Annotated in this window: 14 protein-coding genes; 4 read left to right on the top strand and 10 right to left on the bottom strand. The window is 67.1% G+C overall.

Translation table 11 applies throughout. The annotated features are described in order from the left end of the window. Positions 1–33: 33 nt before the first annotated feature. From msuE to kbl, 9 genes are all read right to left on the bottom strand, one after another. Positions 34–597 carry an FMN reductase gene (msuE, locus tag SB751_RS13420; protein ID WP_144198222.1) on the bottom strand — a complete coding sequence of 188 codons (564 nt, stop codon included), beginning with the start codon at positions 595–597 and terminating at the stop codon, positions 34–36. Between the two features lie 92 nt (positions 598–689). Next, the gene (locus SB751_RS13415) at positions 690–1,445 is read right to left on the bottom strand and encodes a MetQ/NlpA family ABC transporter substrate-binding protein (RefSeq protein ID WP_377731802.1); all 756 of its coding nucleotides are present in this window, start codon (positions 1,443–1,445) and stop codon (positions 690–692) included. Between the two features lie 153 nt (positions 1,446–1,598). Then, entirely contained in the window at positions 1,599–3,059 is a 1,461-nt protein-coding gene (locus SB751_RS13410; protein WP_211942678.1) for an efflux transporter outer membrane subunit, read from the bottom strand. A gap of 8 nt (positions 3,060–3,067) precedes the next feature. Continuing rightward, positions 3,068–3,943, bottom strand: a complete 876-nt coding sequence (locus tag SB751_RS13405; protein ID WP_186296842.1) for an HlyD family secretion protein — start codon at positions 3,941–3,943, stop codon at positions 3,068–3,070. Continuing rightward, positions 3,940–4,149, bottom strand: coding sequence for a DUF1656 domain-containing protein (locus SB751_RS13400; RefSeq protein ID WP_092296794.1), 210 nt, complete (start codon positions 4,147–4,149; stop codon positions 3,940–3,942). The genes SB751_RS13405 and SB751_RS13400 overlap by 4 nt, the downstream gene beginning before the upstream one ends. Continuing rightward, positions 4,149–6,125 carry an FUSC family protein gene (locus SB751_RS13395; protein ID WP_250025438.1) on the bottom strand — a complete coding sequence of 659 codons (1,977 nt, stop codon included), beginning with the start codon at positions 6,123–6,125 and terminating at the stop codon, positions 4,149–4,151. The genes SB751_RS13400 and SB751_RS13395 overlap by 1 nt, the downstream gene beginning before the upstream one ends. 5 nt (positions 6,126–6,130) lie before the next feature. Beyond that, positions 6,131–6,595, bottom strand: a complete 465-nt coding sequence (locus SB751_RS13390) for a MarR family winged helix-turn-helix transcriptional regulator (RefSeq protein ID WP_144198146.1) — start codon at positions 6,593–6,595, stop codon at positions 6,131–6,133. Between the two features lie 77 nt (positions 6,596–6,672). Further along, the gene (locus SB751_RS13385) at positions 6,673–7,632 is read right to left on the bottom strand and encodes an L-threonine 3-dehydrogenase (RefSeq protein ID WP_144198145.1); all 960 of its coding nucleotides are present in this window, start codon (positions 7,630–7,632) and stop codon (positions 6,673–6,675) included. Further along, a complete protein-coding gene (gene kbl, locus SB751_RS13380; RefSeq protein ID WP_144198144.1) occupies positions 7,629–8,831 on the bottom strand; it encodes a glycine C-acetyltransferase in 1,203 nt (400 codons plus the stop codon). The genes SB751_RS13385 and kbl overlap by 4 nt, the downstream gene beginning before the upstream one ends. Positions 8,832–8,929: 98 nt before the next feature. On the opposite strand from kbl, the gene SB751_RS13375 reads away from it, so the two are divergent. Next, positions 8,930–9,541: a helix-turn-helix domain-containing protein gene (locus SB751_RS13375; protein WP_144198143.1), complete on the top strand. Its 612-nt coding sequence runs from the start codon at positions 8,930–8,932 to the stop codon at positions 9,539–9,541. A 6-nt stretch (positions 9,542–9,547) separates the two neighbouring features. Here SB751_RS13375 and SB751_RS13370 read toward each other — a convergent pair whose 3' ends face one another. Continuing rightward, on the bottom strand, positions 9,548–10,219 hold the full coding sequence (locus SB751_RS13370; protein ID WP_144198142.1) for a GntR family transcriptional regulator: 672 nt from the start codon (positions 10,217–10,219) through the stop codon (positions 9,548–9,550). Positions 10,220–10,337: 118 nt separating this feature from the next. Between SB751_RS13370 and pruA the strand changes: the two genes are divergently transcribed. The 3 genes from pruA to SB751_RS13355 form a co-directional block, all read left to right on the top strand. Then, entirely contained in the window at positions 10,338–11,963 is a 1,626-nt protein-coding gene (pruA, locus tag SB751_RS13365) for an L-glutamate gamma-semialdehyde dehydrogenase (protein WP_410748119.1), read from the top strand. A 45-nt stretch (positions 11,964–12,008) separates the two neighbouring features. Continuing rightward, positions 12,009–13,217, top strand: a complete 1,209-nt coding sequence (locus tag SB751_RS13360; RefSeq protein WP_410748118.1) for an ABC transporter substrate-binding protein — start codon at positions 12,009–12,011, stop codon at positions 13,215–13,217. Positions 13,218–13,301: 84 nt separating this feature from the next. Beyond that, the coding region (locus SB751_RS13355; RefSeq protein ID WP_410748194.1) for an ATP-binding cassette domain-containing protein at positions 13,302–13,451 on the top strand (150 nt) is incomplete at its 3' end.

Genomic DNA, 13,451 nt, shown 5'->3' with positions numbered 1-13,451 from the left:
GTCCGGCCAGGTCAGGCCAGCTCAGGCCAGTCCTCAGGCCACGCGCAGCAACTGGCGCGCGTGGCTGGCAAACAGCGGCGCCGCACGGTCCGCCGCGAGACGAATGCGCTCCTGCAACGGGCCATTGCCGACCTGATAGCCATCGAAATCCGCCGTGGACGCATACACGCCAATCGGCAGCGTCAGCGCCTGGAGGAAGCCGAACAGCGGGCGCAGCTGGTGCTCCAGCACCAGCGCGTGCCGCTCACTGCCGCCGGTGGCGGCCAGCAGCACCGGCGTATCGACCAGCGCGTTCATCCCGACCAGATCGAACAGATGCTTGAAGTGGCCCGGGAACGAGCCACGGTAGACCGGCGCGGCGGCGATCAGCAGGTCTGCCGATTCGATGTCCGCCAGTTGTGCCTCGATCTCCGCAGGCAGTTCCTCGCGCGACAGCGCGCCGCCCAGCGGGCGGGCAATCTCGCTCAGGTCCACGACGCGGGTGTCGAGCACGAGCCGTTCTTCCAGCGCCCCGAGCAGTGCCTCCACCAGCACCCGCGTGCGCGAGGGCTGATGGACACTGCCATTGACGGCGACGACTTTGAGGGGTGTGACCACTGGTGTACCTCCGTTTGGATCGACCCCTACCTTAGCGCCGTCGCCGCCGAGGGCGAACGAAGGAATTCGAGTATGGATAGATGAAGTGCCGATCAGAACGACGGCACCATCGCGCCCTTGTACTTTTCCTTCATGAACTGGCGCACGTCTTCCGACTGGTACGCCGCCACGAGTTTCTTGACCCACGGCTTGTCCTTGTCCTGCGCGCGCACCACGATGATGTTCGCGTACGGGCTGCGGATGTCTTCCATGGCGATGGCGTCCTTGGTCGGCTGGAGGCCGGCGGCGAGCGCGTAGTTGGTGTTGATCACCGCCGCGCTCACGTCAGGCAGGGCGCGCGCCAGCTGGGCGGCGTCCAGTTCCACGATTTTCAGTTTCTTCGGGTTCTCGGCCACGTCCAGCGGCGTGGCGTTCACGCCGTTGGTGCCCACGCCCGGCTTCAGCTTGATCACGCCCTGCGCGGCCAGCAGCAGCAGCGCGCGGTTCTCGTTCGACGGGTCGTTCGGCACGGCCACCTTCGCGCCCTGTGGCAGGTCCTTCGGCGACTTCAGTTTCTGCGCATACATGCCCAGCGGCGAGATATAGGTGTAGCCCACGCTGACCATCTTGTAGCCGCGCTGCTTGACCTGGCTGTCCAGGTACGGCTGGTGCTGGAAGCTGTTGGCGTCCAGATCGCCGGCGTCCAGCGCGGCGTTCGGCTGCACGTAGTCGTTGAACTCCACCACCTTCACGTTCAGGCCGTTGCGCTTGGCCACCTTCTGCACCACTTGCCAGACCTCGGCGTCCGGGCCGCTCACGGTGCCCACGCGCACGGTCTGTTCCTGGGCCACAGCGTTGCCGGCGGCCATCACGCCAAATGTCGCCACCACCATGGCGGCGGACAGGGTCTTTGCGAACGAAAGCGTCTTCATACGTCTTTTTCCTCAGGATCGAAGGCCGCGCGCGCGGATCGGCGGCGGCGGGGCCGCGTCGGGTGGACGCGGCCGGGACGAAACTTTACCTCAATGTTCCTTGCCGACCGGGTGGCTCGCCACGGCCGGCGCGTCCTGCCAGCCCCCGCCCAGCGCCACGAACAGGTTGATCTGGTCCATGGCGATCTGCGCGTCCGAGGCGGCCAGCGCGGCGTCGTTGTTAGCCAGCGTGCGGTCCGCGTCCAGGCTCTGCAGGTACGGCGAGCGCCCTGCCTGATACAGCAGCCGGTTGTGCCTGGCGGCCTCGTCGGCCTTGTCGCGTGCGTCGCGCAGCGCCTGGTTGCGCTCGAGTTCGTGCGTGTAGCTGGAGAGCGCGCTTTGCGTCTCGCGCAGCGCGCGCAGCACCACGCCATCGAAGTGGGCCAGCGCGCCCTCGGCGCCGGCTTCCATGTTGTGGATGCGGGCGCGCGTGCCGCTGGTCGGAATCGTCCACGAGATCGCCGGGCCCCAGCCCCAGTGCGCGGTCGGCGCCTGGCCCAGGTGATCCAGAATGCCGGTGAACCCCGCCGAGGCGCCGATGCGGATCTGCGGATAGAGGTCCGCCGTTGCCACGCCGATCTTGGCCGTCGCCGAAGCCAGTTCCCGCTCGGCCTGACGGACGTCCGGACGGCGCTTGAGCAGCGCCGCGCCATCGCCCACCGGCAGGGCCTGGCGCAGCGTGGGCACGTGCTCGCACGCCACGCTCGACATGTCCAGCGCGGTGGGCGGCTTGCCCAGCATCACGGCCAGCCGATAGGCGGCGCCTTCCTGCTCGGCGCGGTACCTGGGCAGCACGGCGCGCAGCGCATCGGCCTGCGCCTGTGCGCGCAGCACGTCCGTGGGCATGCCGCGTCCCGCATCGACCATCTTCTGGGCGAGCTGCGCGCCGCGCACCTGGAGGTCGAGCTGATGCTGGGCCACGTGCAGTTCATGCGTGGCAGTGCAGCCCTGCATATAGGCGCGCACGGTTTCCGCAACCACGCCTACGCGGGCCTGGTCCAGCGCCGCCTGGCTGGCCTGCGCGCCGGCCAGCGCGGCTTCATCGGCGCGGGTGAGCTTGCCCCAGAAGTCGATCAGGTACGACACGTCGAAGCCGATGTCGCCGAAGTTCATCGCCGGGATCTTTTCTTCCTTCAGCAGCGGCTCGCCGGCAATCTGGCCGCGCTCCGCGCTGGCGCGGAACTTGGCCTCGGGGAGGTTCTCCGCTTCCACCTCGTGATACACGGCGATGGCGCGCTTCAGGTTGGCGGCGGCCACGCGCAGGTCGGTGTTGGCGACGAGCGCCTGCTTCACCAGCCCCTCGATCTTCGGGTCGTCATAGAGCTTCCACCAGTCGTTGGGCACCTCGCCGATCGACACCGCCGGGTTGTCGGCACCCTGGAACGGGCCGTTGGCGGTGGTGGCGTTGACCACGGCATCCCCGGGCACCTTGTGGTCAGGGCCGACGGTCATGCAGGCTGCCAGCGCGAGCGGGAGCAACCCCGCCAGCGTGGCACGGGTGAAGCGACTCACTGCGCTGTTCACTGCGTACCTCCTCCGGTCACCGAGACCGTGGCGGTACGTCCGGCCACCAGCCGCACGTCGGCGGGCATCTGGTCGAACTGGATCCGCACCGGCACGCGCTGCGCCAGCCGCACCCAGTTGAACGTGGGATTGATGTTGGGCAGCAGGCTGTTGCTGCTGGTGCGGTCACGGTCCTCGATGCCGGCTGCGATGCTTTGCACATGGCCATGCAGCACGCCCTTCTCGCCCATGATGCGGATGTCCACCGGGCTGCCGATATGGATGCCGTGTAGCTTGGTTTCCTCGAAGTAGCCTTCCACATGGAAGGACCGGGCATCGACCATCGACAGCACGGGCTTGCCGGTGCTCACGTAGTCACCCAGGCGCGGCAGGCGGTCGTTGACGTAGCCCTCCACCGGGCTCACCACGCGCGTGCGGTCCAGGTTCAGCTTGGCCACGTCCACGGCGGCTTCGGCCTGCGCCAGCGTGGCCTCGCCCTGCTGCACCCGGGCCAGCCCTTCCTCGATCACTTCCCGCGACACCACCTCGGCCAGCTTCTGGCTGCGGTTCGCCTCGCGGCGGTACTGGGCCAGGCTGGCGCGCATTGCAGCAGCCGTGGCCTGGGCCTGGCGCAGCGCCAGCGCGTAGCGTTCATGGTCGATCTCGAACAGCAGGTCGCCAGCCTTCACGCGCTGGTTGTCCTTGACGGCGATGCGCGTGACCAGGCCCGAGACATCGGGGGCCACCTGCACCACCTCGGCGCGGATATGCCCGTCGCGCGTCCACGGCGCCACGGTGTAGTAATCCCACAGATGCTTGACGACAACCGCGCCCACGGCGGTGACGGCCAGCGTCAGCACGACTGGCCCGAGCGAAGAGAGTTTGAATTTCATGATTGGAACCACGGCACCACGGCAACCACCCCACCCAGGACGATCGCGTACAGCGCCAGATTGAACAGAGAACGGTGCCACACGAGCTTGTAGAACCCCAGGCGCGTCAGCACTGCACGCGCGCCACTCGTGATGGCAAAGGCGGCCAGCATCCACACCAGCAGGCTGGGGATGAACACGCCATAAAGACTGAATTCGCCGGGCATCAGGCGCCTCCGGTAACAGGGGCCGGCATCACGGCCGGCGGGAACAGGGCCACTTGCATCTCCACCAGGGCAGCCAGCGCGATGCGCGACTGCACCTTGCGCTGCGCGTTGGCCAGCCGCGTGTGCAGCGCCGGCGGCGGTGCGTCGCGCTTGCCGTCCAGCCGCGCCTGGTAGTAGCCGGCCACGCTGCGCAGCACGCGCTTGACCGCATGCTGCTCGGGCGCCGACAGGCTGGGCATCTCGCGCTGGAGCGCCAGCGTGGTCAGCTCCACGCGCACCTCGCTGAAGCCATCGGGCGATACCTCGCTCTCGCTGGCGGCCAGCCGGGGCACCAGTTGCGCCAGCCGGTCCAGCATGCGCGCGCGCAGCCGGGTGTGTTCCTCGGGGCGGGTGCCCACTGCGTTGTCGGCGATATCGCCCCAACTGGATCGCACCAGCCGGCGCGTGGCGGCGGCGGTGCCGAACGGCCGCATCACCAGCGTCCAGACCAGCGCGAACGCGATGCCAGCGATGCCAGCGATATTGCTGTTGAAGAAGGTATGGAAGTCCGCGCTGTAGGCACCCGAGATGCCGATGTCGTTGGCCGTGACCACCGCCAGCGGCATGCCGATCATCGCCAGGCGCGGCTGCGCCACCAGCAGGCCGATGATCAGGTACGGCACGGCGAACATCAGCACCAGCATCTCGAAATCATGTGCCACGGGCAGCACGGCGAACAGGAACACCATCGAGATCACCATGCACACCACGTTCCAGTTGAAGAATGACTGGATCATCGGCGCGGGTTCGTCCAGGGCGGCAAAGAAGCAGCACGACACCGCGCCCAGCGCCACCGCGCCGGCGCCATCGGCCCAGCCCATGTGGATCCACAGCATGCCCATGGTGAAGATAGACAGCGCCACCGTGACGGTGGAGAACAGCAGCAGGCCGTGGTCGTAGTGGCGGGTCTGACCGACGTCCCAGCGCCGGAACTCGGGCACCCAGCCGCCGCGCACGTCGCGCTCGCCCATGCGCCGGCACAGGGACACGCAGTCGCGCCACAGCGCCACCATCTGTTGCAGGCGGTCTTCGGCGGCGGTGACCAGCGCGGCGTCCCAGCCCGGTTCCAGCGGCGTACTGGTCAGCACCGGCGGCGCGTCCACCGCCCCGCCCTGAATCCACGCGCGGGCCGCTTGCATCTGGGCACGCAGGGTGTCCGGCAAGCCGCCGGCGGCCTGGAGCGATTCCACGATGGACGCCAGCGAGGACATCACCGGCAGCAGCATCGTCATGCGCCCGCGCAGTTCACGCGCGGCACGCACCCGGGCGATGCTTTCGGTGTCGTAGCCCAGCTGGCTGATGAGTTGATCGAGGGCCAGGATGTCGGCGGCCAGGCGGTGGCGGCTCTGGTGGCGCGTGACCTGCATGCCGGGGCTGGGCGAGAGCATGTCGCCGGCCCAGAGTGCGGCGTCGGCCATCCACTGGCGCGACTTGTGGCGCAGCACGTCCGCCACGCTCGCCGGGAACACCACGGCGCCGACCACGGCCGCACACAGGATGCCCAGGCTGATTTCCTCGGCCCGGGCAATGGCGATATCGAAGATGGCGGTGGGATTGTCCACCGCCGGCAGCGCCACCAGCGGCAGCGTGTAGGCGGCCAGCATGAAGACGTAACTGCGCGGGGTGCGGTGCAACAGGGCGATGTAGAGCAGGCAGCCGGTCCAGAGCGCCACGGCGCCCATCAGCAGCGGCGGCGAATTGACCAGCGAGGGCACCATCGCCACGCCGGCCGCGGCGCCCATCAGCGTGCCGAGCACGCGGTACAGCGCCTTGGAGCGCGTGGCGCCGGTCAGCGGATGTGCCACCACGTAGACGGACGCCATCGCCCAGTACGGACGCGGCAGGCCCATGTACATCGCGATCCAGAGCGCCAGCATGGCGGCGGCAAACGCCTTGAACGAGAAAACCCAGTCCCGTGCGGATGGCCAACTGCCCATGATGCTCAGGACTCCAGCTTGGCCGCCGCGGAAGCGGCCCCTGAGGCCTTGTACAAGGCGCCCAGCACGCGCAGCGTGGCTTCGAGGTCAGTCTCGCTGATCTCGGCGAACACTTCGGCGCGCAGTTGCTTGAGTTCGGCTTCGATCTGCTCGGCCATGCGCTCACCGGCCTCGGTGAGCGAGAGCACGTTGGCGCGGCGATCGCTGGGGTCCACCTCGCGGCGGACCAGCCCGGCAGCGCTCAGTTGATCGACCAGACGGACCAGCGTGGCGCCTTCCACGCCCACGTAGTCCGCCAGCGTCACCTGGCGCACCCCGCCACCCAGGCGGCGAATGAAAAGCAGCGGCGCGGCGGCCGCTGCGGAGATACCGTGTGCCGTGACCGACGCCTGGCTGATCTGGCGCCACTGGCGGCCCGCCAGCATGAGCTGGCCGGTAAAGGCAAATAGGAGGGCGTCTATCTTGGGCATGCGCCGAATGATAGACGTGAATTAATTAGGATGCAAACTATTTCTTTCCGAACTAGTTCACGTGGCGTGGGCGGCGCTTACCCGGCGGCCGTCTTCAGGTTCTCCAGCATGTCATCGACCATTTCCGCGAGGCCGAACTTCGGCTGCCAGCCCCAGTCGGTGCGCGCAGCGCTGTCGTCGATCGAATCCGGCCAGCCCCGGGCGATGGCCTGCCGGTAGTCCGGGGCATAGCGCACAACGAAGTCCGGCACCCGGCGGCGGATCGCCTCGGCAATCTCGGCCGGGGTGAAGCTCATGCCGGCGAGGTTGTAGCTGCCCCGCTCGCGGATCGACTCGCGCGGCGCTTCCATCAGCTCCAGCGTGGCGCGGATCGCGTCGGGCATATACATCATCGGCAGTCGCTCGTCGGACTCCAGAAAGCAGTCGTACGGTTCGCCGCGCACCGCGTGGTGGAAGATATCGACCGCATAGTCGGTGGTGCCGCCGCCGGGCGGGGTCTTGTGCGAGATCAGCCCCGGATAGCGCACGCTGCGTACATCCACACCGTGGTTCTCGAAGTACCAGCGACACCAGCCCTCGCCCGCCTGCTTGGAAATGCCGTAGACCGTGGTCGGCTCCATGATGGTTTTCTGCGGGGTGTTCACGGCGGGCGTGGTGGGGCCGAACGCGGCGATCGAACTGGGCCAGAACACCCGCTCGATGCCCTGCTGGCGCGCCAGTTCCAGCACGTTCAGCAGCCCGGTCATGTTCAGGTTCCACGCCCACTGCGGGGCCTTCTCGCCCGTGGCGGAAAGCGCGGCGGCCAGCAGGTAGATCTGGGTGATGCCGTGGCGCTCCACCACCGTGGCCAGTTCGCCCCGGTCGGTCACGTTCAGCATTTCATGGGCGATATGCACGTGGCGGCCGGTGGGCACCACGTCCGAGGTGACCACATGCTCGCGCCCGTGGCGCTCGGCCAGCGCCAGCGCGAGTTCGGAACCCAGTTGCCCGTTGGCGCCGATGATCAGAATCTGCGGCTTGCTCACTGCCTGGCTCATCGAATCAGCCCCAGTTCACGGCCCGCCTGCGCGAAGGCGTCCAGCGCGCGTTGCAGCGTGGCTTCGTCGTGCACCGCGCTCAGCTGCACGCGGATGCGCGCCTGGCCCTTCGGTACCACGGGGTAGAAGAAGCCCACCACGTAGACGCCCAGCGCCAGCAGCCGCTCGGCAAGCTGCTGGGCTTTCTCAGCATCGTAGACCATGATCGGGACGATCGGATGGTCGCCCGGCTTGATGTCGAAGCCCAGCGCGGCAATGCCCCGGCGGAAGAACGCGGTGTTGCGCTCGAGCCGGTCGCGCAGGTCTGTGCTGGCCTCCAGGATGTCCAGCACGGCAATGCTGGCGCCGACGATGGCCGGGGCCACGGTATTCGAGAACAGATACGGACGCGAGCGCTGACGCAGCAGTTCCACCACTTCCTTGCGGCTGCTGGTGAAGCCGCCCGAGGCGCCGCCCAGCGCCTTGCCGAGCGTGCCGGTGATGATGTCGATCTTGCCGAACACGCCGCGCGCCTCGTGCGTGCCGCGCCCGCGCGCGCCCATGAAGCCGGTGGCGTGGCATTCGTCGATGCCGAGCAGCGCGCCGAACTCGTCGCAGATCGCACGGATTTCATCCAGGCGCGCCACGGTGCCGTCCATCGAGAACACGCCGTCGGTGAACACCAGCTTGAAGCGCGCGCCGTCGGCATCGGCCTGTTGCAGTTGGGCGCGCAGGTCGTCGAGGTCGTTGTGCTGGTAACGGTAGCGGCGCGCCTTGGAGAGCCGGATGCCGTCGATGATCGACGCATGGTTCAGCGCGTCGCTGATCACGGCGTCTTCCGGGCCCAGCAGGGTCTCGAACAGGCCGCCGTTGGCGTCGAAGGCGGAGCCGTAGAGGATGGTGTCTTCGGTACCGAGGAAGCGGGCCAGCCGCGCCTCCAGCGTCTTGTGGAGGTCCTGCGTGCCGCAGATGAAGCGCACCGAGCTGAGGCCGAAGCCGTGGGTGCGCAAGGCTTCGTGGGCGGCCTCGATCACCTGCGGGTGCGAGGACAGCCCCAGGTAGTTGTTGGCGCAGAGGTTGATTACTTCCCGCCCGTCGGCCGTGCGGATGACCGCGCCCTGCGGCGTGGCGATGATGCGCTCGCGCTTGTACAGCCCCGCGTCGCGGATGGCATCCAGTTCCGCGCGGATGGATGCGTAGAAGGTCTCGGCACTCGACATGGCCCGGCTCCCGGTGGTAGTGTCTCGGTCGTTCGATTCGATAAATCGAACATGTTCTATATAACGAACGGTTCGTGCACTATAACGAACACATGACGATGACGCAACCCTCCCCGCCCAACACCCCCAAGCCGCCCATCCAGTCCGATGGGCCGCCCGCCGTGGGAGGCGCGCTCCAGGCGCTGCGGCAGGCCCAGCAGCTGTCGCTGGACGACCTGTCGCGCCGCGCCGGTGTCTCCAAGTCTATGCTGTCCCAGATCGAACGGAATCTCACCAATCCGACGGTGGCCGTGCTGTGGCGGCTGGCCAACGCGCTGGGTGTGAACCTGGCGGACTTCCTGGCCAATGGCGCGGTGAGCGCGCCGGCGCCGGCGATTGCCGTGGTGCAGCCGCACGCCATCCCGGCGCTGAAAAGCCCGGACGGACGCTGCGAACTGCGCATCCTTGGGCCGATCGACCTGGCAGGGAAATTCGAGTGGTATGAGCTGACGATCCAGCCCGGTGGGGTGCTGGCGTCCGAGCCGCATGACGCGGGCACGCAGGAGCACCTGTCGGTGCTGAGCGGGTCAATGACCGTGCGTGCCGCGGAGGACGAGAAAAAGCTGAAGCATGGCGATACCGCGCGTTATGGCGCGGACGTGGCCCATGCCATCGCCAATCCGGGCAAGAGTGCCGCCACGGCGCTGCTCGTGGTGGTGCACCCTGCCTGATTTGATTTAATCCACTTCCTTCATCCGCTCGCTGGCGAGCAGATTGCGCTTGGTCTCGAGGATGTGCTCCTCGAGCAGCGACGCCACCTTCTCGGCATCGCGCGCCTTGCACGCTTCCAGAATGCGATAGTGGTCCGCCTGCGGGCCTTCCTTGCCGGTGGCCATCGACATCTGCTCGTGCGTGTAGCGGTCCGTGTTCAGGCAGAACTCCTCGATCAGCCGCCGCAGCCGCTTGTTGTTGGCCGGCGCGCACAGCGCCAGGTGGAAGCGCCGGTTGTACTCGGCCCACTCCACGAGCGACTCCGACTGCGAGTACGCGTCCAGAATCTCCTGCATCTGCTGGAAATCCTGCTGAACCATGTTCGGCACGCCGATGCGCGCCGCGTGGCATTCCAGGGCGACGCGGATATCTAGCAGCTCGCAGATCTGCGTCGCATCCATGCCTGACACCACCGCGCCACGGTTGCGCTGGTAGGTGACGAGCCCTTCCGATTCAAGCTGGCGCAGCGCTTCCCGCACGGGAATGCGGCTCGCGTTGAAGCGTTCCGCCAGCGCGTCCTGGCGCAACTGCGCCCCCGCCGGCAACGTGCCTTTCTGAATTTCGTAGCGAAGCTGATCGCGAATGATCTGGGGTAAACCCTTGGTAGGGGCGCTTGCGCGGCCCGTTTGCGTGGACATGGGAGGTGCTGGAGATCGGTATGCGATTCGAGTGAGGCCCCTATTGTGCCTGAATATCCCGACTGCTAAACTGGATCCAATTTATTAGTATTCATATCCAAAGAAGCGTCTAACGTATATGTCTGCAAACAATTTCTATCCAAAATCCATCAATGAAACGGTCCTGAACTACGCCCCGGGCAGCGCCGAACGCATCGCGCTGACGGCGGAACTCGACAAGCAGCAAGGTCTGGTGCGCGAGATCCCGGCCATCGTGGGCGGCGAGCGCATCCGCAGCGGCGATATCACCGACGTGCGCGCCCCGCACGCTCACGCCCACTGCCTGGGCGAAGTCCACAACGCCGGCCAGGCCACCATCCACGCCGCCATCGACGCCGCCGTGGCCGCCCAGCGCGACTGGGCCAACGCCACGCTGGCCGAGCGCTCCGCCGTCTTCCTCAAGGCCGCCGACCTGCTGGCCGGCCCGTGGCGCGCCCGCCTGAACGCGGCGACCATGCTCGGCCAGAGCAAGACCGCCTACCAGGCCGAAATCGACTCCGCCTGCGAGCTGATCGACTTCCTGCGCTTCAACGTCCAATTCGCCCACGAACTGGCGGCCGGCCAGCCGATTTCGTCGCCGGGCATGCGCAATCACCTCGAATACCGTCCGCTGGAAGGCTTCGTCTACGCCGTCACGCCGTTCAACTTCACGGCCATCGGCGGCAATCTGGCCATCGCCCCGGCGCTGATGGGCAACACCGTGCTGTGGAAGCCGGCCGCCACGGCGTCGCTGTCGAACTTCCTGTTCATGGAGCTGCTCGAGGCCGCCGGTCTGCCGAAGGGGGTCATCAACTTCCTGCCGGGCGACCCGGTGGCCATCAGCGGCGCCGTGCTGGCGCGGCCCGAACTGGCCGGCATCCACTTCACTGGCTCGACCGCCGTGTTCGACACGCTGTGGGGCGAAGTCGGTTGCAATGTGTCGCGCTACCGCAGCTATCCGCGTCTGGTCGGCGAAACCGGCGGCAAGGACTTCGTGCTCGCCCACCCGTCCGCCGATGCCGACACGCTGGCCGTGGCGCTGCTGCGCGGCGCCTTCGAGTATCAGGGCCAGAAGTGCAGCGCGGCGTCGCGCGCCTACATCCCCGCCTCGCTGTGGCCGGCCGTGCGCGAGCGCGTGGTGGCGATGGCCGAGACCATCCAGATGGGCGATGTGACCGACTTCACCAACTTCATGGGCGCCGTGATCGACCGCCGCGCGTTCGACCGCATCCATGGCCATCTGCAACGCGCCGCCAGCGACAGCGCCGTGAAGCTGGTCACCGGCGGCAAGGCCGACGACAGCGTGGGCTACTTCATCACGCCGACCGTGCTCCAGGTAGACAACCCGCACCACACACTGATGGAAACCGAACTGTTCGGCCCGGTGCTCTCGGTCTACGTCTACGCCGACGCGCACTGGCCCGAGGTGCTCGAACTGGTGGACGGCACCAGCCCCTACGCGCTGACCGGCGCGATCTTTGCGAGGGACCGCGCGGCTATTGCCCAGGCCTCCAGCGTGCTGCGCTTCGCCGCCGGCAACTTCTACATCAACGACAAGCCGACCGGTGCGGTGGTCGGCCAGCAGCCGTTCGGCGGCGCACGCCGCAGTGGCACCAACGACAAGGCCGGTTCGCCGCTGAACCTGCTGCGCTGGGTGTCGCCGCGCACGGTCAAGGAAACGTTCGTGCCGCCTGCCGACTACCGGTACGCGCACATGGCGGTCTGAGCAGCCGCCCAGCTTTTCTAGCAACACCACCATGGAGAAGAAGAGATGAAGCGAGCCACCCTGCTGTCCGCCCTGGCGTTCAGCCTTTCCACGTTTGCCGGCGCTGCCAGCGCCGCGATTTCCGGAGATGTCGTCAAGATCGGCGTGATGACCGACCTGTCGGGCGTCTACCTTGACTATGCCGGCAAGGGTTCGGTCGAGGCCGCCAAGCTGGCCATCGAGGATTTCGGCTATGGGCTGCCGGGCAAGAAGATCGAGCTGGTCACCGCCGACCACCAGAACAAGGCGGACATCGGCAGCGCCAAGGCGCGCGAGTGGATCGACCGTGACGGCGTCGATGCCATCGTCGACCTGCCGAACTCGTCGGTCGCGCTCGCCGTCTCGCGCATCGCATCCGAGAAGAAGCGCATCTCGCTGATTACCGGTGGCGCCAACCTGCGCCACACCAACGAGGAGTGCTCGCCGTACATCGTCCACTATGTGTATGACACGTACGCGCTGGCCAATGTGGCCGGCAAGGCCATGGTCAAGCAGGGCCTCAAGAGCTGGTACTTCCTGACGGCCGACTATGCGTTCGGCCAGTCGCTGGAAACCGCCACGGCGGATGTGGTGAAGGCGTCCGGCGGCACGGTGGCCGGCAACATCAAGCACCCGCTGAACGCGTCGGACTTCTCGTCGTTCATCCTCCAGGCCCAGGCCAGCAAGGCCCAGGTGGTGGCGCTGGCCAACGGCGGCGGTGACACCATCAACGCCATCAAGGCGGCCAACGACTTCGGCCTGCCGCGCAACCAGACCCTGGTGGGCCTGCTGATGACCATCAGCGACGTGCACAGCCTGGGCCTGAAGCTGACGCAGCGCATGAAGCTGACCGATGCCTGGTACTGGGACCTGAACCCGCAGACGCGCGAATTCGGCGCACGCTTCTTCGCCCGCATGAAGCGCATGCCGAACATGGTGCATGCCGGCACGTACTCGGCCGTGCTGCAGTACCTGAAGGCCGTGCAGGCCACCGGCAGCGACGATTCGGACACCGTGATGGCGGCGCTCAAGAAGGCCAAGATCAACGACGCGTTCGCCAAGAACGGCTATATCCGCGCCGACGGCCGCATGATGCATGACATGTACCTGATGGAAGTGAAGGCGCCGAGCGAGTCCAAGACGCCGTGGGACTACCTCAAGCTCGTGGCCACCGTGCCGGCCGAGGAAGCCTTCCAGCCGCTGTCGCAGTCGCGCTGCCCGCTGGTGAAGAAGTAAATAGACGACAGCCATGGTTCGCTCTCCTCTCCTGCCGCTTTCTCGCAGACGGAGGGGAGCCAACCGGCAGCCTATAAGAGACTCATGCAAACCAACGTACTAGAAGTCCGCAACCTGACCAAGTCCTTCAAGGGATTTACGGCGGTCAGCGGCGTGGACCTGCAGGTGCGGCGCGGCTCGATCCACGCATTGATCGGCCCCAACGGCGCAGGCAAGACGACCTGCTTCAACCTG

The sequence above is a fragment of the Cupriavidus sp. SIMBA_020 genome (genome assembly GCF_046535395.1).
Classification (GTDB): Bacteria; Pseudomonadota; Gammaproteobacteria; order Burkholderiales; family Burkholderiaceae; genus Cupriavidus; species Cupriavidus campinensis.
The sequence above is the reverse complement of the archived record's forward strand: the minus strand, read 5'-3'. Positions and strand labels throughout refer to the sequence as shown.